The 22,259-nt window shown below is 47.2% G+C and carries 24 protein-coding genes; 12 read left to right on the forward strand and 12 right to left on the reverse strand.

Going from position 1 to position 22,259, the window contains the following annotated elements; genetic code table 11:
• Window positions 1–48 precede the first annotated feature (48 nt).
• The 4 genes from ACSR9A_RS09555 to ACSR9A_RS09570 all read right to left on the reverse strand — a co-directional run bounded on the left by ACSR9A_RS09555 (window position 49) and on the right by ACSR9A_RS09570 (window position 4,385).
• On the reverse strand, window positions 49–1,476 hold the full coding sequence (locus tag ACSR9A_RS09555) for a sensor histidine kinase (RefSeq protein ID WP_473756932.1): 1,428 nt from the start codon (window positions 1,474–1,476) through the stop codon (window positions 49–51).
• Complete coding sequence (locus ACSR9A_RS09560; RefSeq protein ID WP_473756933.1) at window positions 1,473–2,147, reverse strand: response regulator transcription factor; 675 nt, start codon at window positions 2,145–2,147, stop codon at window positions 1,473–1,475. The genes ACSR9A_RS09555 and ACSR9A_RS09560 overlap by 4 nt, the downstream gene beginning before the upstream one ends.
• A gap of 78 nt (window positions 2,148–2,225) precedes the next feature.
• A complete protein-coding gene (locus tag ACSR9A_RS09565) occupies window positions 2,226–3,698 on the reverse strand; it encodes an amidase family protein (RefSeq protein WP_473756935.1) in 1,473 nt (490 codons plus the stop codon).
• 237 nt (window positions 3,699–3,935) lie between these two features.
• Entirely contained in the window at window positions 3,936–4,385 is a 450-nt protein-coding gene (locus ACSR9A_RS09570) for an SRPBCC domain-containing protein (RefSeq protein WP_473756937.1), read from the reverse strand.
• A gap of 254 nt (window positions 4,386–4,639) precedes the next feature.
• Here ACSR9A_RS09570 and ACSR9A_RS09575 point away from each other — a divergent pair, with 254 nt between their 5' ends.
• The gene (locus tag ACSR9A_RS09575) at window positions 4,640–5,461 is read left to right on the forward strand and encodes an AraC family transcriptional regulator (RefSeq protein WP_473756938.1); all 822 of its coding nucleotides are present in this window, start codon (window positions 4,640–4,642) and stop codon (window positions 5,459–5,461) included.
• 34 nt (window positions 5,462–5,495) lie between these two features.
• Here ACSR9A_RS09575 and ACSR9A_RS09580 read toward each other — a convergent pair whose 3' ends face one another.
• On the reverse strand, window positions 5,496–6,380 hold the full coding sequence (locus ACSR9A_RS09580) for a LysR family transcriptional regulator (protein ID WP_473756940.1): 885 nt from the start codon (window positions 6,378–6,380) through the stop codon (window positions 5,496–5,498).
• Between the two features lie 108 nt (window positions 6,381–6,488).
• On the opposite strand from ACSR9A_RS09580, the gene ACSR9A_RS09585 reads away from it, so the two are divergent.
• Window positions 6,489–7,283, forward strand: coding sequence for an SDR family oxidoreductase (locus tag ACSR9A_RS09585; RefSeq protein ID WP_473756941.1), 795 nt, complete (start codon window positions 6,489–6,491; stop codon window positions 7,281–7,283).
• Window positions 7,284–7,312: 29 nt separating this feature from the next.
• On the forward strand, window positions 7,313–7,666 hold the full coding sequence (locus tag ACSR9A_RS09590; RefSeq protein WP_473756942.1) for a nuclear transport factor 2 family protein: 354 nt from the start codon (window positions 7,313–7,315) through the stop codon (window positions 7,664–7,666).
• A 112-nt stretch (window positions 7,667–7,778) separates the two neighbouring features.
• Here the strand turns inward: ACSR9A_RS09590 and ACSR9A_RS09595 are convergent, their stop codons facing one another.
• Together ACSR9A_RS09595 and ACSR9A_RS09600 are read right to left on the reverse strand one after the other, a co-directional pair.
• Window positions 7,779–9,479, reverse strand: coding sequence for a methyl-accepting chemotaxis protein (locus ACSR9A_RS09595; protein WP_473756943.1), 1,701 nt, complete (start codon window positions 9,477–9,479; stop codon window positions 7,779–7,781).
• A gap of 170 nt (window positions 9,480–9,649) precedes the next feature.
• Window positions 9,650–10,534: a TetR/AcrR family transcriptional regulator gene (locus tag ACSR9A_RS09600; protein WP_473756944.1), complete on the reverse strand. Its 885-nt coding sequence runs from the start codon at window positions 10,532–10,534 to the stop codon at window positions 9,650–9,652.
• A 172-nt stretch (window positions 10,535–10,706) separates the two neighbouring features.
• On the opposite strand from ACSR9A_RS09600, the gene ACSR9A_RS09605 reads away from it, so the two are divergent.
• Both ACSR9A_RS09605 and ACSR9A_RS09610 read left to right on the forward strand, forming a co-directional pair.
• Window positions 10,707–11,447, forward strand: a complete 741-nt coding sequence (locus tag ACSR9A_RS09605) for an MBL fold metallo-hydrolase (protein WP_473756945.1) — start codon at window positions 10,707–10,709, stop codon at window positions 11,445–11,447.
• Window positions 11,444–12,562, forward strand: a complete 1,119-nt coding sequence (locus tag ACSR9A_RS09610; protein WP_473756946.1) for an AbrB family transcriptional regulator — start codon at window positions 11,444–11,446, stop codon at window positions 12,560–12,562. Before ACSR9A_RS09605 ends, ACSR9A_RS09610 begins: the two co-directional genes overlap by 4 nt.
• Window positions 12,563–12,613: 51 nt before the next feature.
• Here the strand turns inward: ACSR9A_RS09610 and ACSR9A_RS09615 are convergent, their stop codons facing one another.
• A complete protein-coding gene (locus ACSR9A_RS09615; protein ID WP_473756947.1) occupies window positions 12,614–13,561 on the reverse strand; it encodes a ketopantoate reductase family protein in 948 nt (315 codons plus the stop codon).
• 164 nt (window positions 13,562–13,725) lie between these two features.
• On the opposite strand from ACSR9A_RS09615, the gene ACSR9A_RS09620 reads away from it, so the two are divergent.
• Window positions 13,726–14,292 (forward strand): TetR/AcrR family transcriptional regulator, encoded by a 567-nt coding sequence (locus ACSR9A_RS09620; RefSeq protein ID WP_473756948.1) that lies wholly within the window; start codon window positions 13,726–13,728, stop codon window positions 14,290–14,292.
• Between the two features lie 13 nt (window positions 14,293–14,305).
• Entirely contained in the window at window positions 14,306–14,413 is a 108-nt protein-coding gene (locus ACSR9A_RS09625; RefSeq protein ID WP_473756949.1) for a hypothetical protein, read from the forward strand.
• 197 nt (window positions 14,414–14,610) lie between these two features.
• On the opposite strand, the gene ACSR9A_RS09630 is transcribed toward ACSR9A_RS09625, so the two are convergent.
• Complete coding sequence (locus ACSR9A_RS09630; RefSeq protein WP_473756950.1) at window positions 14,611–15,159, reverse strand: hypothetical protein; 549 nt, start codon at window positions 15,157–15,159, stop codon at window positions 14,611–14,613.
• A gap of 669 nt (window positions 15,160–15,828) precedes the next feature.
• On the opposite strand from ACSR9A_RS09630, the gene ACSR9A_RS09635 reads away from it, so the two are divergent.
• The 5 genes from ACSR9A_RS09635 to ACSR9A_RS09655 all read left to right on the forward strand — a co-directional run bounded on the left by ACSR9A_RS09635 (window position 15,829) and on the right by ACSR9A_RS09655 (window position 19,253).
• Window positions 15,829–16,308, forward strand: a complete 480-nt coding sequence (locus ACSR9A_RS09635) for a MarR family winged helix-turn-helix transcriptional regulator (RefSeq protein WP_473756951.1) — start codon at window positions 15,829–15,831, stop codon at window positions 16,306–16,308.
• The gene (locus ACSR9A_RS09640) at window positions 16,308–17,696 is read left to right on the forward strand and encodes an MFS transporter (protein WP_473756952.1); all 1,389 of its coding nucleotides are present in this window, start codon (window positions 16,308–16,310) and stop codon (window positions 17,694–17,696) included. Before ACSR9A_RS09635 ends, ACSR9A_RS09640 begins: the two co-directional genes overlap by 1 nt.
• 384 nt (window positions 17,697–18,080) lie before the next feature.
• Window positions 18,081–18,305, forward strand: coding sequence for a spore coat associated protein CotJA (locus ACSR9A_RS09645; protein WP_341280595.1), 225 nt, complete (start codon window positions 18,081–18,083; stop codon window positions 18,303–18,305).
• A gap of 2 nt (window positions 18,306–18,307) precedes the next feature.
• Window positions 18,308–18,580 (forward strand): spore coat protein CotJB, encoded by a 273-nt coding sequence (locus ACSR9A_RS09650; protein WP_473756953.1) that lies wholly within the window; start codon window positions 18,308–18,310, stop codon window positions 18,578–18,580.
• Window positions 18,581–18,683: 103 nt separating this feature from the next.
• Window positions 18,684–19,253, forward strand: coding sequence for a manganese catalase family protein (locus ACSR9A_RS09655; RefSeq protein WP_473756954.1), 570 nt, complete (start codon window positions 18,684–18,686; stop codon window positions 19,251–19,253).
• 132 nt (window positions 19,254–19,385) lie between these two features.
• Here the strand turns inward: ACSR9A_RS09655 and ACSR9A_RS09660 are convergent, their stop codons facing one another.
• The 3 genes from ACSR9A_RS09660 to ACSR9A_RS09670 form a co-directional block, all read right to left on the reverse strand.
• Window positions 19,386–19,832: a MarR family transcriptional regulator gene (locus tag ACSR9A_RS09660; protein WP_473756955.1), complete on the reverse strand. Its 447-nt coding sequence runs from the start codon at window positions 19,830–19,832 to the stop codon at window positions 19,386–19,388.
• 215 nt (window positions 19,833–20,047) lie between these two features.
• Complete coding sequence (locus ACSR9A_RS09665) at window positions 20,048–20,749, reverse strand: SDR family NAD(P)-dependent oxidoreductase (RefSeq protein ID WP_473756956.1); 702 nt, start codon at window positions 20,747–20,749, stop codon at window positions 20,048–20,050.
• Between the two features lie 314 nt (window positions 20,750–21,063).
• Window positions 21,064–21,999 (reverse strand): stalk domain-containing protein, encoded by a 936-nt coding sequence (locus ACSR9A_RS09670; protein ID WP_473756957.1) that lies wholly within the window; start codon window positions 21,997–21,999, stop codon window positions 21,064–21,066.
• Between the last annotated feature and the right edge of the window lie 260 nt (window positions 22,000–22,259).

Consider the following 22,259-nt stretch of genomic DNA (forward strand, 5'->3'; position numbering starts at 1 on the left):
CGAAAGCTAGAATAACGCATCAAGGTTAAAACCATAGACCTGCTTTGTTTAAATTTTGTTTAAAAAATAACCCGCCGCCGCTTCCGGGTAGATCAGAATACGCGTGCCAGCAGCCGAGCTGTCGATATGCCACGCCAGCCCCATCTCGCGGACCAAATAATGAACAATCGCAAGGCCGATGCCTGCTCCTTTTTCCTTCGAGGCCGACTGGGTGCCGGGCCCCCTATCCGAAATGACGAGTGCCGAATGCTCGCCATGTTGCACTATGGCTGCTCCAATGTAACCACCGTCCGCGGCATGCCGCATAACATTTTGGAACAGATTGTCCAAAATACGGCGGAAGCCCTCCTTGTCCACACGCCAGATGAGCGCCTGCTCGGGCAATTCAATATCCGCCGCCAGTCCTTCGCGCTCCCAAAGCGGATACCAGGAGGCTGCGCTTTCCCTGACAAGCCGGAGTACATCCTGCGGCGCAAGCTCCAGCGGATACCGTCCGCTGGTCATCAGCGTATACGAGAGCAGATTTTCAATCAGACTGCTGACCGTATCGATTTTATGTTCCAGCTGCTTCACCGTTTCGCGTCCCGCCTGACTAAGAGGCTCCTTGTGCAGCGTATACAGCTGACCGCCCATCACCGTCATCGGTGTGCGGAGATCATGCGATAAATTCGCAATCAGCTCCTTGCGCAGCTCCTCTTCCTCGCGTTCCCGCTGCCTGCTCGCTCTAAGCTGCAAAATCATTTCGTTAAAAGCGGTTTCGAGCTGTCCGATCTCATCGTGCTTCTGCTGCTCTACCAGCAGCGGCAGCCCTTCCTCCCCCTGCCTCTTCATAGCAGCCTGCAAACGCAGCAAGCGCCTGCGTATATGGCGAAAGAACAACAGCGACAAAGCCACGAAAAATAGGAACACAAGGATGAGAAAAAGAATATAAAAAGGGGCACCAGAAATCAGCGGCGTGCTGCTTTGAACAAGCGTACGCGGCAATTGCATCGCCATAAAGCCTTGGCTGAGCGGCTTATCTCCGATAAAGGCTACAACTGTAAACATGTCCGAGCCGGTATATTCCTTCATAAACTGGATGCTATCCTCACTCGACCAAATCGCCGGCAGTCCGATCTGCCCGCCGAGCTCCAGCTTGGTCTTTCCATTCCCATCGACCCAAAAAAAGGAAGCATCCGGATAACGCTCCCGCAGCTTGTGCAGCGTGTCATTGATGTGCTGGTTGGATGCGCCGGAGAGCTCAGCCGCCTGCTGATGAAACATTAGCTCAATCTGGCTGGTGTTGCCGTACTTAAGCTCCTGCATGTCCTGCTGTTGAACGGCAACTCCCAGCAAATAATACATAATCGTTGCCACTGGAAACACGATCGGCACGAACAGAAACGCCAATAAAATAATGAGCAAATATTTGGATTGCAGCGATTGAAAAAAACGGCCACCTTTGCCTGTCCGCTGCTCCTTCTTTTCCCGCTTCACGGCTTCACCCGATATCCGATGCCCCGCACCGTTTCAATAATTTCGGGATGAGCCGGGTCCTTCTCCAGCTTCTCGCGCAAATAACGGATATGTACCATCAGCGTCTTGTCCCCTTCCAGGTAAGCTTCGCCCCATACACCCTCATAAATTTGCTCCTTCGTCATAATCTGCCCTAGATGCCGCAGGAGGTAGGAGAAAATTTGAAACTGCTTGCCGGTCAAAATCAGCTCTTCTCCGGTCTCCCGATTTTCAATCCGGTTCTCCTGCTCATACACGAGCCAATGCTTCACCGCCAGCGGCTCAGCCGCAACGTTCGCAAAGCGGCGCAGCAGCACCTCGACCCTTGCCGTCAGCTCATCAGGATGAAAAGGCTTGGTCAAATAATCATCAGCAAATTGCAGGCCCTGCAGCTTATCATCAATGGCCGTCCGAGCGGACAACATTAAAATCGGCAGGCTCGGGTCGTTTTTTTTCAGCCTCTGCCCAATCGTAAAGCCATCCAGACCCGGCAGCATCACATCCAAAATCGCCAGTCCACAGCCCTCTGCCTTCTCCAGCGCCCGTTCACCGCTGAGCAGCCATAGCACCTCATAGCCCTGCTCCTTCAAATGGGCACATACGAAATCTCCAATTTCCTTGTCATCCTCGATATATAAAAGCTTTACACTCATCGTGGCTTCCCCTCCCTAGCTACAGCCAAGGTTATCAAGCTGCAATACTTTGAAAATATTACGCAGCAGCCTCAAACTCTATTTTTCTTCCTTCAATACAGGAGCAAAGCGATGCTTCGTTAATTGTTCAAAGCCATAAGCCAGCTTTATTAGGGTCGGCTCGCTGAAGGCGGCCCCCACAAAAGTGATGCCTTGCGGTCCATTGGTTACATATCCGCCACTTGCGACAACCCCCTTCTCCGCATATCCGCCAGGTACGGTAATAACCGGATAACCCGCTCTTGCAGCGAGATCGTCCCCCCCCTCGTTGCCAAGGAACAGCAGCGCGTCCAGTTGATGCTCTGCAAGTGCGTGGTCGATTCCAAGCCTACCCGCCATTTCTTTATTCCTTGCTAGGCTTTCCAAATAAGCAGGCTCCGTTAAGGTCCCGCTCGTCTCTTCCGAAGAAATAAGCATATCCTGGCCATATTTTAACGCTTGCTCAGCGTTTGCAGCATTAAAGGCAATGACCTCCTGCAAGGAATGAACAGGGACATGCGCAGCAAGCTTGCCCAAATAATCATTCAAGCCCTGCTTCAATTCGTAGCGGATGACATTGCCATCCCACTGTACCTGTTCACATGGCAGCTCTACAGGATCAACAATCGTTACTCCCGCCTCTCTCAGAACGACAATTGCAGCCTCTACTATCTCAAGCCGATCAGTATCTAAGCCCTGGTAATAAAATCTGGGAATGCCGATTCTCGCTTTTTTTAAATAGGAAGCGTCCAGAAAAGGGAGATAGTTATTTATAAAGCGCGTCTCTTGCTGTCCGTCCGCACCCATCATTGCCCCCAACAGCAGTGCTGCATCAGCAACGGTTCTCGTCAAAGGACCCGCTGTATCTTGTGAATGAGAGATGGGGATAATGCCAGCGCGGCTAACGAGACCAATAGTTGGCTTCAGTCCGACAAGGCCATTTTGGCTGGCAGGGCTAATGATCGAGCCTGTCGTCTCCGTTCCAATAGCTGCTGCTGCTAAATTAATTGCGGTAGCTGCCGCTGAACCAGAACTGGAGCCACCAATGAACAATTCCCCTGGGCCATATGGGTTGAGCGTGAGACCGCCTCTAGAGCTGTATCCCGCCCATATTTGACCCGACATGCACCCTGCCCATTCGGTCATATTTGTTTTACCAAGCAATACCGCACCCGCTTCACGCAAGCGGGCAGCTACGAACGAATCCTCTTCGGCAATGGAATCTGCTAAAGCTATGGAGCCTGCGCTTGTATGCATGGCGTCATGCGTATCTATATTATCCTTTAACAAAATAGGAATTCCATGCAGCAGCCCCCTGCTCCCACGCTCCTCGCGTTCCTTATCCAACTGCTTCGCGATGGCTATGGCCTCTGGATTTAGTTCAAGCACCGCATTGATGATCGGGTTATAACGTTCTATTCTTTCTAAATATATTAACGTCAGTTTTTCGGAGCTAAGTACGCCCTCCTCCATAGCTTTGTGCATAGAGGCTATATCAGCTTCCACAACCCATTCCTCAAACTTAATCCGCATAAATCCATCCCCTTGATCGTTTGTATGTATATAACATCCATATTAGCTTGTTCTTAGGGTTTGTAAAGAAGTTTGGCCAAACCAAGCTGACTCGTTATTCTTTCTTTAAATCGCAAAAAAGAACCAAAGCCGCCTATGGCTCTGGTTCTTTTTTTTCGATGAAAGCGGATATATCCTTACTTTTTTTCAAAAAATGCCTCTATTGCTCTCACTCTTTAACCCATTACGTTTGTGCGCTTACCAGCCAAAATCAAGCGTCTTGCCCGTCTCCGCCAGCGTCTTAATATTGCTGAGAATCATCCACCAGCTCGCCTTCGTATTTTCATACGACGGGTGGTCTGCTGGCCACTTATCATTCACCAGCGTCAGCTTCGTGCAGCCCCCGACCATCTCAAGCGACAGGGTAAGCCGCGTCTCCAGCTCCGCATGATTTTCACGATAGGATGGCCCCGGATGCTCCGTACAGCTGAATAGCTCATTTGGCTTATATTCCAGCACCGTTCCGTATACATGCACAACCTCTTCGCCCTTCTCATTCGGGCCAATGTATTCATAACGGGCGCCTGGCTCAAAGGTCGAATGCAGCGTGCTGCCAAAAAAGATTTTGCGCGTGTTTTCCGGCTTCATGAACGCATTCCATACCTCCTCCGGCTCGGCATTGATATAAAAATCATATTTCAAATCCATACCTACACTCCTTCGCAATCGTGAATGGGCTGACCTTTTTACTTGAAATATAGGAAAGGATATGATTGTTCCATCCTTTCACTATATTTCTCGGAATGAAACGCGACGCGACGCCAGAGGTCGGCGAAAGCCGTTTCACCTTATCTTGCTAGTATGCTTGGCTGTGATAAAATTATTATAATGTGCAAGCAGCAGCATGTATTGTAAAAACGCGACAACGATAATGACAACGACAATAATATGCGGAGGAATTTATGATGAGCACAAGCAAGCATCGACCAAGCATGGGCCTTCTCCATTTGCAGGAGGGGGAGAAAAATTTTCAGCTTACGCGTTATGCCCCTTCCGAGGATATTGCTTTTTTCGTCAAGCATTTCTGGATCGTCAGCTGGGACTTGCCTGAGCAAAAGCAGTATTTGCAGGAGGTTGTCCCTAATCCATGCGTGAATCTCATTATTCAGCAGGGAAGAAGCGGTATTTTCGGCGCAGCCAAGCAGAAGTATAGTTATCTTGTAGAAGGCAAAGGCTGCGTCTTCGGGGCAAAATTCCGCCCTGGCGGCTTCTATCCTTTTATGCAGCAGCCGGTGTCCTCACTAGCTGATCGCCCGCTGGACATTCGTGAAATTTTCGATGTTGATGGTCCCGCCACGGAGGAACTGCTGCTGTCACAGGAAGGGGAAGCGGCAATGGTCGAGCTCGCCGAGCGCTTCATTAAACCGAAGCTGCCCGTACAGGATGAGTCGGTCACGCTCATTAATCAGATGGTCGATTGGATTATGGCACAGCGCGACGTTACGAAGGTCGACCAGCTATGTGCGGCTTTTCATATCAACAAAAGAACGCTGCAGCGTCTATTCGACCAATATGTCGGCGTTTCGCCTAAATGGGTCATTCAGCTGTATCGGCTGCAAAATGCCGCTGAAACGCTGGATCGCAGTCCCAGCCACGATTGGACGCAGCTGTCGCTTGAGCTTGGCTACCACGACCAGTCGCATTTTATTAAGGATTTTAAAGCCGTTATCGGCGTCACGCCCGAACAATACGCCAGCGGCAGCAATAGGAAATCAAACGCGTAATCCAACCAATTTCTGCAAAAGTGTTGAGTTATTGCTAATCAGACTGCCGCTGCCCATTTTCAACAAATGCAATAAACCGCTTGGCAGCCGGAGAAATATGTCGATCCTCCCTCCACTTTAAGCCTATTTCCCAATACCAGCCATCATCAGTAATCGGAATCCAAACAAGTTCGTTTAACATCAATCCCATCGTCTTAGGCAAGACAGATACACCAAGATTTGACTTCACAAAACCAGCTACTGTGATTAAGTCCTCGGCTTCATACGCCGAATCAAGCACAAAACCAGTATGTTGGAAACGCGACATAATCGTCGCTTTTAATCCGCAATTATTTTTCAAACCAATGAATGGTTCACCCGAAAGCTCTGCCAAACTCAAAGCTAAACGATTCGCTAAATGATGCTGGGAGGATACAACAATATACAATGGGACCTTCTGAATAACCAACCATCTATGATTGTCTAAAGTAGATTCCTTCGATGTAATCATAAGATCCGAATGTCCTTGTTCCAAATGTTCATCTATATCTCCAAGATTCCCTTGTGTCAATTCAAAGCGGATTTTGGGATATTCTAATTGATAGCTTCGAACTAAATGAGGGATTAAGTCAACACCAAGGATATTGAGATAGGACAGAGTAACAACGCCCGTATCCGGGTTAGACCATTCTTCGATTTCCTTTACGCCGCTTTCAATGTTCTGCAAGGCTTTGCCAATCCATTTAGAGAACATGGCGCCATTACGGTTCAGCTTCAAATTTCGCCCGTTACGCTCAAACAAGGGAGCCCCGATTTCGTTCTCAAGCTTGGCAATCGCATGACTTAGCGCTGGCTGAGTGATACCGAGTGTCTTTGAAGCCATCGTCATGTGTTCTAAACGTGCAACCGTCATAAAGTACTCTAATTGTGTAAGCTCCATCATATGACCTTCTTTATATTAATATTATTCATCATTTTCATTATTATAATAGATTGGACGTTATAAAGGAGTCAAGTGTACTATTATTCATCATAAGGAGGAATGGATATGGGCAGAACATTTGAGTACTCGGCAACAGAATTTAAAGGCAAGAAAGTGCTTGTAACTGGTGGTACAAAAGGAATGGGGCAAGCTGTTGTGAAGAGGCTAGCAAGCAGCGGAGCTACTGTCTTGACAACGGCCCGTTCCGTATCTGCTGACATGCCCGCTTCGGTGAAATTTGTTCAAGCCGATATGGCGTCGCCTGAAGGAGTAGAGCAATTGATTGCAGCAGTGAAAGAACAGCTTGGTGGTATTGATATTATTGTCCATTGTGTTGGCGGATCCTCTACTCCACCAGGAGGCTCACTTGCTCTTAGCGATGAAGATTGGCTGCAGGCATTAAATTGGAATCTTCTGGCCGCAGTAAGACTTGATCGCGGCTTAATTCCACTCATGTTGGAAAATAAATCAGGGGTTATTCTTCATTTCACCTCAATCCAAAGAAAATTGCCTCTTTATGAAACTACATTAGCTTATGCAGCAGCTAAAGCTGCTCTCGCTAATTACAGCAAGGGGCTGTCTAATGAATTTTCTCCCCGTGGTATTCGCATTAATTCATTGTCTCCTGGCTTTATTCAGACTGAAGCAGCAGATGCGTTGATTGATCGGATGGCAACTGCAACAGGAAGCAGAGAAAGTGCGCTCCAGCAGCTTATGGATTCGCTTGGAGGCATTCCAATTGGCCGCCCTGGATTTCCTGAAGAAGTCGCTGAGTTGGCTGCATTTTTGGTCTCAGATCGTGCAGCATCCATTACAGGAAGTGAATATGTCATTGATGGCGGAACCATTCCTACCGTTTAATGGTTCAAACTAACTAAGGGGGAAGAACAATGGAAATCATGCAAATTCCTACTGTAATCCGTGAATATATACATGCATCGAATAAACCCGATCCGGAAGCATTTATTAATTGCTTTACGGAAGACGCCGTTGTGTTGGATGAAGCTAAACAGCGGATTGGCAAACAAGAGATTAAAAAATGGAGTGATCAATACCATTTTGGAGCAAACGTAACCCTAGAGCCTAGAACAGTAAAAGAAAATAAGGATGAGGTTGTTGTAACATGCAAGTTGGAAGGAACCTACGACAAAACTGGGTTACCCGATCCGTTACTCCTCGACTATCATTTCCGTATTGTAGATGCTAAAATTGTGCGCTTATCCATTTTTCTAAACAATCCATGAGTCGGTGTCACGCCGTAGGAATACGTCCATAAAAAGCAAAGAGACAGTCCCTTATATTACGGGATCTGCCTCTTTGCTTTTATTTCAAATAAAGCTTAAGAGCGTTATTCGCTTAAACTTTGAATCTGCTAATCTTATCCTGAAGCTCCTCAGCCATGCTGGACAACGATGCCGCTGAGGAAGCAATTTCCTCCATCGAAGCAAGCTGCTCCTGTGTCGCTGCGGACACATTATGCGCGCCGCCCGAAGCTTCCTCCGCAATGTGGGAGATTTGCTTCACAAAGCCGACAACCTCATCCGTGCTTGCTGCCATTTGCTCCGCGCTAGCCGAAACCTCTTGGATTTCGCCGGCTACCTTGTTAACGGCATCCAAAATTTGCTCAAACGCTTCTCCAGCATTCGTCACAACCGAAATACCTTGCGACACCTCTTGTTTGTTCATTGTCACAGCTTGGACTGCATTAATCGTGTCCTTCTGAATAACGCTGACCAGTCCGGTAATTTGCATAGCCGAAGCAGACGATTGCTCCGCTAGCTTGCGGACCTCATCCGCTACGACCGCAAAACCGCGACCATGATCGCCTGCTCTTGCCGCCTCAATTGCCGCGTTCAGAGCCAGCAAATTGGTTTGCGTCGCAATAGCCGTAATCACATCGGTAATTTTGCCAATCTCATCCGAACGCTCGCCAAGTCCAGTAACCAGCTCAGCAAGCGAGGAAATCGAGCGCTGAATGGAGTCCATTTGCACAACGGCCTGTTGAATCGTCCGATTGCCCTCTGACGATTGAGCTGCCGCATCGAGTGCCGATGTGGATACACTTTGCGCACGCAGCGCGATCTGCTCGACGCCAATCGACATTTCATCGATGGCTTGGGAGGAGCGCTTCACCATCTCGACCTGCTCGCTTGTCCCGACAGCCAGCTCCTCGACCGTCTCGGAAATTTGCTCCGACGCCTTGCTGTTCTGGTCAGCGCTTGCCATCAGCTCCTCAGAGGAAGCTGCAACGAGCGAGGAGGTCATGGAAACGGAATGAATGACCTCGCGCAAACTATGGGTCATGGCATTAAAGGATTTAGCCAAATCGCCAATTTCATCACGGTTTTTAATAACGATCGTCTCTCCGGTCAAATCGCCTTGGGCAATTTGCTCTGCCGCTCTGCTTACTTTCTGCACAGACCGGGATACCATTTGCGCAATCATGATTGCAACAGCCAGCGCCAGTATTACAGCTATGATGACTACAGCAATAATGGTATTCGTGCTTGTCTCAGCCAAGTCGACCGACTGATCTGCAGCACTTTTCGATCCTTCGATTCCCAGATTGATCATTTTGGTAATATTATCATTGGCCGTATACCAGAGCGGGTAAGCTGCCGTATGCAGCTCGCTTGACCTAGCGAAGTTTCCTTCCTTGCCATATGCAACAAACTCCGGCATTTTGGCTAGATAGAGATCCAGACTTTTACTATATTCATCGAAAAATGCCTTCTCTTCTTCACTTTGAAGCATCGTTGCTAATTGTTCGTTTTCGGCTTTAAGCTTGTCGAGAAGATCGTTCAAAGCAGTGTTCATTTTGTTGAGTTCATCTGCGTCCTCTTCTACAATGATGTTCAGGGCAAGACGCTCAATGTCAGACACTTCCCCATTCATAATACCGAGCAGCGACACGCTTGGCATCCATCTTTCATTCATTTCCCTTGCTTTGTCGCCCATTCCGTTCATTGCAAACATAGCGATTAGCCCTGTTGCAACAAGTAGTAATGCTACCGAAATAAAACCCGCTAGCAATTTGAATCGAATACTAAATCTCATAAATTCACTCCTCTTGATCTGTGTGATATGTATATCGACATTCTCAGGGAGGGAGTGAATACGCTGACATAATAATTTTCATTCTAGAGCTGGATCTGTCGGATATTTTTACAATTGATGTAAAAAATAGTTTTATGTGTTCAAATCCACCCTTTTACCATAGCAAGCGGTTAGAATAGCATGAGATTCAGCTGCCGCACGTCAGCCCTCAGCTCGGAAACATTTTCTAAATAAGCTGCAAGCACGCGCAAAAGGGTCGGATTTCGCAGCTCTGCCCGTGCCTCCTGCTGAATAAGCGAAACGACCTCCCGCAGTTCTGCGCGAACCGCCTCTGGTCTAGGCAGCTCATCTATTTTCCCCGCTAGCGTTTGCAGAAACTGCAGGGCCGTCTCCCGCCGTACCGGCTCATCGCTTGGGTTCAAATGGTTAAAATATACATTGGCGCCGTCAATAATCGGCTTCGGCTGCTTGGCCGCCATATCGCGGACGACGGCGTCCATCCGGTCCACCAGAAAAGCCGCCAGCTCAGCCATCGGCACAGCTAGGACCTTCTGAATGGCATAGGATAAATATTGCAGCAGCATGCCTCGAAAAATCGTGACGACATCCCATATGTGGTGGTCGATTTGCTCGCCGTACGCCTCTGTCAGCAGCTCCCGATGCCACGTCAGCATAGCGGCTTTTTTATTTTGCCATGCGGTCAAAAATTTGTCATTTGCCGTAATCGGCAGCTCCTTAAAGTCGAGCATGAACAAATGATTCTCCATTGTATAATACAGCTGGAATTCAATTTTCCGGCGAAATTTCTCCTTTGGCGCAAGGCCCTGCTGCGATTGCACGCGGTCAAGCTCCGCTTCCTGCTCCAGCAAAGAACGGTAGCAGACGGTAAACACCTCGGTAAATAAATCTTCCTTGGAAGCAAAAAATTTATAAATGCTCGCTTTCGCCATGCCGCAAGCTTCAGCAATATTTTGCATGGAAACAGCGCTGTACCCCTTCTCTCGAAAAAGCGCTAAAGCAGCATCCAAAATTTTTCCTTTTCGTAATTCCTCCATCTGTATGCCCACCTCCCCCCTATCTTGACATGAGGAAAGAGCAAGGTCAATGTGTAGAGTTGACACCGAAACTATTTAGTTCTATATTGAACTCATAAGTTTTACTTTACTGGTAAAGGAGGTGCGCTGCCGCTTGTTTCTATATAAATAGGAAAGACGCGGTGGCCTGCACATGCGCATAGCTGAAGGAATTGAAATGCTGGAATTGACTTTAAGCTTGGGAGGCAATCAACGAGTATTCCATCCCACAGCGATATGGGGACCGGACTTCTGGGTGCTGGTGGATACTGGTCTGCCCGGCTCTGCCGAAGCCATTCAGCGAATCGTCGTAGAAGCGGGGTTCCCCGATGCACCGCCTAGCGCGATTATACTTACCCATCAGGATCTAGATCATATTGGCGGCTTGCCAGGTTTTCTGTCCGGAAGCCGCAAGCTGCCTGTCGTTTACGCTCATCTTGGGGATCTGGCCGCCATTGACGGGCAAGAGCCGCTGCTCAAAGCATCTCCTGAAAGGATGGCACAGCTGCTGGACACGATGCCTGAGCAGCAGCGGACAGCCTTTGAGAACACGTTCATACACCCAACCCGTCCGAACGTCAATTTGACGATTGCAGATGGCGATACACTCGACTTCGGCGGCGGTCTTACCGTCATTCATACACCCGGCCATACGCCGGGGCATGTCGCTTTATACCACCAGCCAAGCAAGACGCTTCTTGCGGGCGATGCCATGGTCGTTATCGATGGCCAGCTATCTGGGCCAGTGCCTGCTGCTACACCTGATATGGCTGAGGCTATCCGTTCCCTCGGCAAATTTAAAGCTTTTGATATCGAGCAGGTAATTTGCTACCACGGCGGGTTGTTCCAAGGAGACGCAAACAAACGGATTGCCGAGCTAGCTGATCAATTGTGATCCGCTTTCTTATTACACTTGCACTCGCGCTGACTGGCGGTTTTCTATTCACGCTGCTGCAGGTGCCGCTTGCTTGGCTGCTCGGCCCGATGGTCTTCGCCTTCATCGGCTCCCGCTTGCTCAAGGAGAAGCTGCGGCCGGAGTGGCCCAGCTCTATACGCGATACCGCACTCATTATGATCGGCTATTCGATCGGACTGTCGCTAACGCTGGATACGATCAGGCAGATGGGTCATCAGCTACCGACTATGGTGCTGATGACCGTGCTTCTTTTGCTGTTCAGCGGTTTAATCGCCGTGACTTTCGCCAAGCTGTCTGGACTGCCGCTGCCGACCGTGCTCATGGGCTGTATTCCCGGCGGCTTGTCGCAAATGGTGATTTTGGCGGAGGATACGAAGGGGATTGATATTACGGTCGTCACCTTTTTGCAGGTGTCGCGATTAATGATGATTATTTTCTGTGTGCCGCTGCTCGTATTCAGCCCTCTATTTGGTGGAGTGCATGAGGCGGCTAAAGCAATAACGGATGGTTCTGAGGGTGCTTACTGGGCCGCGTTATTTCCCGGCATTGTACCTTTCGCCATCGCATGCGTGGCGGCTGCCCTGCTGGCGAAAAGGATCAAAATGCCCTCCGCCTATTTGCTGGGCCCAATGATTGCAACGGCGATTATTCACGGCTTTGGCGTGGATGCTCCTGTACTTCCATCGGCCATGATTAACGCCGCACAATTGATGATCGGCACTTATGTGGGGCTGCTGCTGCGGCCAGAGAGTCTGAAAAGCAAAGTGCGAATGACGCTGCTCGCCGTCGCTAGCGGAATTGTTCTGCTAGTCGGTGCATTTGGCCTTACCGTGCTGCTTGGAAAGCTGCATACGATTGCGCCCGCAACTGCCTTCCTAAGCATGGTCCCCGGCGGAATGGATCAAATGGGCATTATGGCGAAGGAAATTCATGCCGATATTGCCATCGTCAGCTGCTACCAGCTGTTTCGCATTTGGTTTATCTATTTTGCGGTTCCGCCGCTGCTTCGGCTTATTTTCAAGCGGATCGGGGGCGGCAGCGGAACTGGAACGGCTTCAGGCACAGCTGGACATCAACCACTGAAAAGCCAATAAGCAAGGACAGCAGGCTTGAGCGAAGCCGCGCTGTCCTTTTTCATCCCCCGCTTATCGTCTTCCGTTAGCCTCCCCCTCCATTTTAGAGATGAACGCCTCCTCAAGCTCATTCCAGTTTGGCGTTGCTATACGAGCTTGCTGCTTCCAAACATCAAACGCTTTATGCAAATGGGCGATTTCCACGAATGAGCCATCTATCATTTTCGCAACGGGAAGCCGATGATAAATTTTCAGAAAAAAGTAGACGAGCTGCCTTTTCCGACGAAAATAATCAACCTGATTAGCAGGTGTAATCGTATAGCCGACAGCCTCCATTACTTTAAAGCCTTCATCAACAGCTGCAATCATTTGCTGGAGCAGCTTTTTGTCTTTCGCTATATGTTTAAATTGATTATCTTTGACATAGCTGACGGAGCTCAACACCAGAATCGGCACGATGTGGCTTTTAAGCCATGCATCTATATCCTCATGATAATCGATTTTATATTTCGCTACCGCAAATGCTTTGTCGATTAAATCTTTAAAGGGAACAGGTCCGTTCAGGCTGCCAAGCACCATTTGACCGCCTCCACGTACGGCGATCATGCGCCCCTTTTCTCTGCGGCCGCCGCTTAGCTGGAAGCCGAAGGCGACCTTTTTGTCAGGCAAGCTATCCGCCAATAACTCTTGCTCCGTCGTACTGGCCGTCGGATTATTGCCGACAAGCACAATATGGCGGCTTTTATTTTTCGCCAAAATCGGCAGCACCGCTGGAAAATCATTATATTTCATCACGACAAAAATCAAGTCATAGTTGTCATCCGCCGGGAGCGTCTGAATGACCTTCACTTTATCTACGGTCGTTTTACGCTGAAAATAATGGCGAATCACGAGCCCGTCACTGCTCAGCTCCTCCGCTCTGCTGCCTCTGGCAAGCACCGTAACATCATTGCCTCCCTGTACTAACACATGGGCCAGATAGCTGCCTAACACGCCCGCGCCATAAACTAATATTTTCATATTGCCCTCCCATCTTATTGAACATTTGTTGCTTTATCAACACTCGTTCAATACAATGATAGTACCAACGACTTGGGCTCGCTTCAATCGCTAAAATGGGCCCATTTGTTGATTATTCAACAGATTTGGCAAAGTTGTTCAAAACCATTTTTCAGGAGGGTCCTATGGACAGACGGGTGCTCAAAACGCGGGAAGCGATTATGAAAGCTTTTATTGCACTTATGGCAGAGAAAAATTTTGAGCAAATAACAATCAATGAGATCGCAGATCAGGCGAATGTAAACCGGGGCACCGTGTATTTGCATTATGTAGATAAATTCGATCTGCTTGATCAATGCATCGAGGTCCATTTGGTCCAGCTGCAGCAAAAATGCTTGCCTACCCAGGAAGCAACCTCCTTTTCTTCTAAAGAGCTGCTGCTTCAAACCCTTGAATTTTTAGAGGAGCATACTTTTCTATATGCAACGCTGCTCACGAACAAGAGCATTCCCGCTTTCCGAAGCCGCATGATGGAGTTGATGTTTCAGCAGCTCGGTGAAAACATAGATATGCAGGGGATTAACAAAGACCGGAACAAAGAGGTACTGAAGCAGTTTTTAGTATCCGCCGCAGTTGGTGTTCTGGAGTGGTGGATAACCCGTTCCATGCCCTATCCGGCCGAAGAGCTGGCCGAAGAGCTATGGGCGCTGCTTGAGCGCAATCAGATGATGCCGCCAGCTGTGAGAGCTTGAGGAAAGCGGCCCGGTGGAGCGCACCGTTTATGCAGAGGCTCTACCAAAGGTTGAATATACTTTGCCCCCGACTGGAAAAGTCCTGTCCCCTCCTGCTGCGGCTGATACAGGTAAAGCTTAACAAATATTGTTCATACAAGCACATTGTATCGAGGCTCATCTGAATTAATTACTGGAGGAAAGCAGTCCTTACGGTAAGAAATCCAAGAGCAGACCAAATGTTAAGTAAAAACTATGCGGACAAAAACACCCCAAAACATCAGTTAAATTAACTAGTGTTTTGGGGCTAATCATAACCACTTAACTAAATCTTTACTTTTAAAAAGGTTTTCCTTCATTTATGACAATTGGTGTATTTTCATATAAGTTTCTGCTTTCTGCTGTAGTCGTCAAACGATCGGAACCAGTAAACGAACCATTAGCCATTAAAAGACCAGAATTTGATTCTACCACAATTTTTCCATAAGCAGGCTTGTCAGCACAAGGGGCAAATGTAGAAAGTGTACTTCCTGCTGTCACAGCGCCAAATCTCTGTGCGTATGGCAATGTGCTATTAGCATTCAGTACGAATGAAGTACCCGGTGTAAATGTACTATTTAGTCCCGCCGCATTCATTCCCGAGGCTGTAAATAGACTGCCATCGTTTTTATAAAAGTATACCGTTGCTGAAACAGGTGTATCACTTATGTTATTTACATTAAAATGTATCATAGACATTCTCACACTCGCGTCACATAATGTATTATTTTGAATCGTAAAATACATAACTCGACTAATAGCACCTGTATTCGCAGACACTGGCATAACTAATGTTACTGTAAATAATAGAGCCATTATTAAAACACTTGAAACTATTCCTTTTTTCATTCCTGCCATCCTCCTAAGTTGTCATTCACTAACGTTGCATTAAGAACCCATAGTGACCTATGACTTTGCACAGCTTATACAACCCAGCATCGATTGGCGAAAATATCTTACCATATTTGCTAGGACATCAATAGCCTTTTGCACATTAATTCAATATACACAAAAACACTTTACACAACATTAGTGACTGAAGGTAATTTCATCCTTGATAATTAAAAAAGTATAGTCTATATTGTTCAATATTTTCATACTATAATAAAGAGTTAAATCAATAAATATGACCATAAAATACAGCGAAGAACCACCAAGATGCAAGTAGCCGAGTTATCCCTCAACTGGAACATGCAATTGCTTTAATATAAGCAGTTTAAGGTTTCTCATTTTTCTATAAACAATTTAATAGCTGAAAAACGAGCCGCTAGAATCGCTTCTAGGGCTCGTTTTTATTGCTGAGGGTCATACTCCTCCTAAAATTCATGATATTTTTTAAAATCAGACTTTTTCATTGGCCTCCAAATAGGTGCCCTGTTTAATTAGTTTGAATCTGAACGACGCTGTATTGCCTATAAAATTAGTTGCAATAACATCATATTATTGATAGACTGCTAATACATAAAATTAGTTGCAATAGCATGCTATTTTAATCTTAATGTTAAGAGGAGAGTCAATATGAGTCAGATCAGTGATGACATGGAGCCGCTTGTATTCGAATCAGCGAATAAGTATGTGTCGGCGATTCACCGCCATCTACAAATTATTATTTCTGATGAATTAGCAGGCTTCCGAATAGGAAGCGGGCAGTTTATCTTCCTGTTGGAAATTGCCGTATTGCAGGGAATAACGCAGAAGGAACTAAGCAAGAAGCTGCTAATTGACAAGACAACAACAGCCAAGGCCATTAGCAAATTGGAGGCAGAAGGATACGTAAAGCGTGTTCCCTCACTCGCTGATCAGCGCTGTAACCAGATTTACCTGACTGAGGACGGCAAGGCTGTCGTTCCAAAAGTGAAAAAACGTTTGTTTAAGCTGATGCAAATTGGACGTAAGGGTATCAGCGATGAAGAATATGCGTTGTTCCTAAGGTTAATCAAGCAAATGCTAAGCAATATACATGCCATGGTGCATCATAAAGAGGGAGAGGACGCATAATGGAAAATCGTATAGGCGAGCGCGGTATGGGAACACCCTCAGCACCTTCAGTAAGTAATGAGCATTCGCAGACAGGGAAGGGCATCATCTATTTGCTTGGTTGTCTTTTGTTGTTCTCGGTTATGAATGTGACCGTATTTAATGTAGCATTGCCCGAGATTTCTAGAGAGCTTAACATCTCCTCCTCGCTTGCAGGCTGGGTTAGCACGGGCTACGCGATGGTCTATGCAATAGGGTCGCTGCTGTATGGTAAGCTGGCCGATTTATTCCCCTTAAAGCGGCTAATGACGATAGGTATTATTATATTTGCTGCTGGTTCTGTGCTCGGTTTTCTATCGCATGGCTATGTCTGGCTGTTGATTAGCCGTATGGTGCAATCGGCAGGAGCCTCCTCCATTCCAGCATTGGCTATGATGATCCCAGCGCGTTACTTTGCGCCAGGGCAGCGCGGAGCGGTGATGGGCCTAATTGCCTCCTTTATCGCGCTTTCATCAGGTGTTGGTCCCATTATCGGTGGAGTAGTCGCAGGCGGACTTCATTGGAAATATTTATTTCTATTATCCTTAGGTACATTGGTCGTACTGCCGTTTCTCAGGCGTGCGTTACCAGAGGAAGCACGCCGCCCAGGGCAGATAGACATGATAGGGGCCGTGCTGCTTGCAGGGTCAGTAGCCCTACTCATGTTGACCATTACCAGCTTCGGAACCGGATTGGCTATCTTGTATGGCGCATTGTGCATCCTGTTGATGGGCGGATTTGTAATACGCAGCCATCGCTCGAAGGAGCCGTTCATTTCTTTAGCTTTATTTACAAAGGGGCCGTTCCGCTATGCCATTTTGGCTATGTTTCTGTCGTCCGTTGCTGGCTTCAGCATGATGCTTGTTATTCCTCTTATGCTGAAAGCGTCATTTGAGCTTGGAGCAGACAAAATTGGTCTAGTCTTGTTCCCGGCGGCAATCGCCGCGGCACTTATGGGACGAATCGGCGGGCGCTGGGCCGATCGTTTCGGCAGCATACCCATGCTCCTGATGGCCGCGCTCCTTATGATCTTAGGCTTCCTGCTGCTAGCTGGACTGTCATGGGCTGGAGCATGGGTAGTGGCGCTTGGTTTGATTTTGCCCAATATCGGCGTTGTATTTATTCAGTCTTCCATGTCTAAGCTTGTATCTATGCTGCTACCTACTGCGCAGCTCGGTGCAGGTATGGGCGTGTTCAGCATGACCAACTTTTTGTCTGGAGCAATCGGTGGAGCCCTAGCGACGACTGCGTTAGATTGGGGTGTTACCTTCTCGACGGTGCTGTTGGCGATGGCGTGCTCACTACTGTTACAGATGGTTATCGTTCAATTCATTTTGCGCGGCAAGCTAGTCACGGGAGCTGCTGCATAAATTTTAAGGACGCTGATAAGCAACCTGAATTAAGGCCTTTCCCCAAGTGTATGATGCGGGAGGCAAAGCTATTAAATAGTTGATTGCGCAAGAAACTTTTTACCAACACAAAAACTTCTAGAATGTGAACGGGCGCTGGTACTCTACTGGCGTCCGTTTATTTCATTTGCGTCTTAGTCAAATTTGACACGAATCGCCTCTTGTTCATCCCCGCTTCTTGCAGTTAATTCGTATAACAATCTCAATCGCAAGCTCAACATTATAAATTTTGAAGCAGACAGGCAATATAGCTGGGCGGTGCTCATACATATGAATATTGCTCCAGCCTGGATGCAGGACAGCGCGGGAAATTCTGCGGTTCTGGCTGGATGAAGGAGGCCGTTCATGAACAGCAATCCGCAAATTCGAAGATGGTACCCTTTCGTCGGGCCGCACGATCCGTGTGAGCCGATGATTGTGCGGACGTATGTCGTTCCGCCGAACCAATACATTCCTTTTCAGCCGACGAACCTTCCGCAGTTTTCGCTAGAGGAGGCGCTGCGGCTTGGAACATTGTGGCCGGCGCTATACAGCCCTTACGAATCGAAATGCGGAGGGGGGAGCTATTAGCCATGAGTGAGCAGCCTATCGTGTGCGATAAAGCCTACTATGCCAAGCTATTGGAGCTGCAGCAGCTGGATTTTGGCCTGCTCGAGCTGAACCTCTATCTCGATACCCATCCACATGACCATCAAGCCTTGCAGCAGTTCAATTATTTGGCCCAGCAGCGCCGGCTATGCGCCCAGCAGTTCGAGATGAAGTACGGGCCGCTGATGAACTACGGACACAGCTTCTCTGGTTTTCCTTTTCAGTGGCCGGATACGCCTTGGCCTTGGCAGGTGTAATAAGCCTGCCACACAGTCAATATGAAGCACAGCGGGCTGCCGCTCAATCGGGGCAGTGTAGGCTCGAAAAGCGGCGGCTTAGCATGTTGGAGGTGACAACGGCATGTGGGTTTATGAGAAAAAGCTCCAGTACCCTGTTCGGGTTAGCAAATGCGATCCCCGAATGGCGCGTTATCTCGCCGAGCAATATGGCGGCGCCGATGGTGAGCTGGCGGCAGCGCTGCGTTATTTGAATCAGAGGTATACGATTCCAAGCAAGGTCATTGGTCTGCTGACGGATATTGGAACAGAGGAATTCGCGCACCTTGAAATGATCGCCACGATGATTTACAAGCTTACCAAGGATGCAACGCCCGAGCAGCTTGAAGAGGCTGGGCTTGGTCCGCATTATGTGAGCCATGACAGCGCGCTATTTTACAACAATGCCTCAGGTGTTCCTTTCACCGCCGCCTACATACAAGCGAAAGGAGATCCACTTGCGGATTTATACGAGGATATTGCGGCTGAGGAGAAGGCGCGGGCGACCTACCAATGGCTCATCGATATGACCGACGATGTCGATTTGCAGGACAGCCTGAAGTTTCTGCGCGAGCGGGAGATCGTGCATGCGCTGCGCTTCAAGGAAGCGGTCGAAATTATTAAGGAGGATCGGGATCAGAAGAAGGTTTATTGAGGAAGCGACAAAAAAGGAGTAAAGCAGCCATCTTCCATTGGCTGCTTTACTCCTTTTTAATTCGGATTTGGAGAGATGCTCTAAAAGTGACTACTTCAAGAAATAAGCCGCTGAAATAAAGACCTGTTCTTACTAAGCATTTCCCTTCATTTTTTCAATATTTGTATTTAACTGAACTAATATTTTTCTTAGCATGGTAAGTTCTGTATCACTAATATCAGTTAATAGTTCCTTCGCAAAATGCTCTTTCTCCCTTTGTGAAGTTTCGATTAATCCTCTTCCGTAATCAGTCAATTTAACCAAAATCATACGGTTGTCCCCATCTTTTTTTCTTCTTGATACGATCTCGTTGTCTTCAAGCTGTTTGAGATGCCTAGCGACAGCTGCCTTATCAAGGGTTACTTTTTTTTGCAAGTCACTTTGACTGATTTCGATCTCTTGATATATCAATGCGAGTATTTCAAAGCGAGATTGGCTGATGCTGATGTAAGCATCGAATGTAGTATTTATGGCGTTGTTTACACGGTACATTTGGTATAACAACGTGGCCTCCTGTGACCAATCTTTACTCAAAACCATCCCAACTTTCTTGATAGTATATGATTGCTAAAGGCTTGCAATGTATTAGACAATATACAACTTAATGATTCTTTTTACAAGCAAGTCTGCCCATAGCCATAGCTTTTATAAGTAGAAGGCTTATCATCCAAACTTAAAAGCCCTCTCTCCAGTGGAGAAAGGGCTTTTATCGAAGAGGAAATAGATCAGAAGTTATAATTGAATCTTTTATTCAATTAGTATACTGCTAGAGTGCCATCGTAATTAATGACCTGTCCATTGTGATTTTCATCATCCAAAACAAAGGTAAGGATAAATTCCGCAGCTTGAGCAGTTGTTTTCACAAAATCTCCTGTCATATTACCATTCAGATCTGTTGAAACCGCCCCCGGCATCACTGCAAAAATCTGTACAGGTATATTGTTCTTCTCAAAGCTCATTCCCCAAGACTTTGTCATGACATTCAAAGGAGCCTTGGATGTTGCATAGGCAAATGCATTGAAGTAAGGCAACGGCTCAAGAGGGATACTGATATTTTGAATCATGCCTTTATTGGCAGTCAATAGGGGCAGCAAGCCTTTTGAAAGTGCATAAGGACCGATAAAGTTGACTTGATGAGTTGCCTGCAGCTCCTCAACTGCAAATTCCCATCCTGGTTTATGCATATCGCCTGGAATACCAGCATTGTTCACCAAAAGCGCCAACTCAGGGTAATTCTGCTTAATACTTGTCACTGCTTGATCAATACTTTGCAGGTCAGCAACGTCCAGCAATACCAAATGTGCATCACCAAATGCTCGGAGGGCAGTTACTGCCGTTTCTCCTCGCTCCTGATCGCGTGCCCCTACTAAAACACGATACCCCGCTTCTAACAACTGCTTTGCAATTTCAAATCCAATACCTTTATTCGCACCAGTTACTAATGCTGTCTTTGTCATGTTTTATTCTCCTTTTTCTACAGGCAATCTATATATTTCAAAAAAATAACCGTTGATATATCAACGGTTGATGTATCAACAGTTTATGACAAATTTTCTTTTAAGGCAAGCTATTTTTTTACACTGCTTATTCATCAGCATCTAATCGGTAATCGGACTATATTCTACTTATACCGATAAAACAAAAAAAGCCGCTAAAATAGCGACTTTCAATAAGACTATGTCTAGTAATTCGACATTTTAGGACGTATTAACTCATTTAGTTTGGGAGCCATTCAACCCGTTTGTCATATTCCGTAGTTCAATTAGAAAGGCTACCACAGTGCTATCTTTTGTTCAAAAGCGTGCTCGACCAACCAGACCGGCACCATAAGGTGCATGAAGTCGCCAATATGAGCGCCTATTGGGTCAGCAACGGACTCTCCGTTCAGAAACGCCTCATTTCCCCAGCTGCGAACGACCAAAGTCGTATCATCCCGGGTGAAGATCGCCTCGCTCTTCTGCTCGTTCCACTCAAGAGAGGCTCCGATTCGCTCTGCCATTTCCTGTGCGGGTATCCTCGTTGCATTGTAGGCTTCCACATCCGCTGCGGATGTGACAGCATTTAAGACGTCACCTGGAATCTCAAATACAGCGAAGCCACCTGTCTCCGAAAGCGGAAAACGGAAAACAAGGCTCCCCAGCACAAGTGACACGGATTCCCGAAGAGCCGCCACAGCGTGATACATATGATCCATATCGTTTGCTTCCATCGCCCTTTCCAAAGTAACTGCTAAATCGAAGGGCAGTTTTGTTGTCCCGTAATGCGGTACTTCCCCGCGAATCGACGCAAAATCATATTCACTGACCTTACAGCAGGAAAAATCGATACTCGCGTGGCGGGCGTACTCCGGCTGTATGGGACGCAGTAGTGTCTCCGCTTCTTTCATCGCCTGTATTTTCCAAAGAGTGGTCGCATAATCGTCCGTTAATCCGAGCTCTCGTTCCTCACTATGGTAGATATAAAACCGGAGCGATGGATCGGATTTGGGGTGTACAGTCGCTACTAGTGGTTCTATGTTATCCCATAAATAACGAACGCTCACAATCTTCATGTCTTCGGCATAGGTCTCCGCCAAATAATGCTCTGCCCGCTGCTCGAATCGAAACTTTTGGTAAAAACCGTAATTAAACTCTGTGAACAGCAGAATAGGTATGAGTATCGCAGCAACGATTCCCAGCACCACGATTTTTCCGGTATATGGTTTCATGGAAACGCTCCTTTTGCTTTGCTTATTCGAAATTAGTTATTAGAAAGTACAATAAATAGACGTGTGCATTCCATTCTTTGTTGCCATAAGTGGGTATGATCTAAGCAATCTACGAATAGCTTCAGGCAAGACAGTCAATAATTTAAACTGACCGTTCAAAAAACCAACCACTATAAAGAAAAAGCAAGATACAGCTTGAAACTTTAAGAAAAAAAGAAAAAATCATTTCAATACATCCCAACTTCGATTACAATATTAAC

It is taken from the genome of Paenibacillus sp. R-74696, assembly GCF_055814915.1.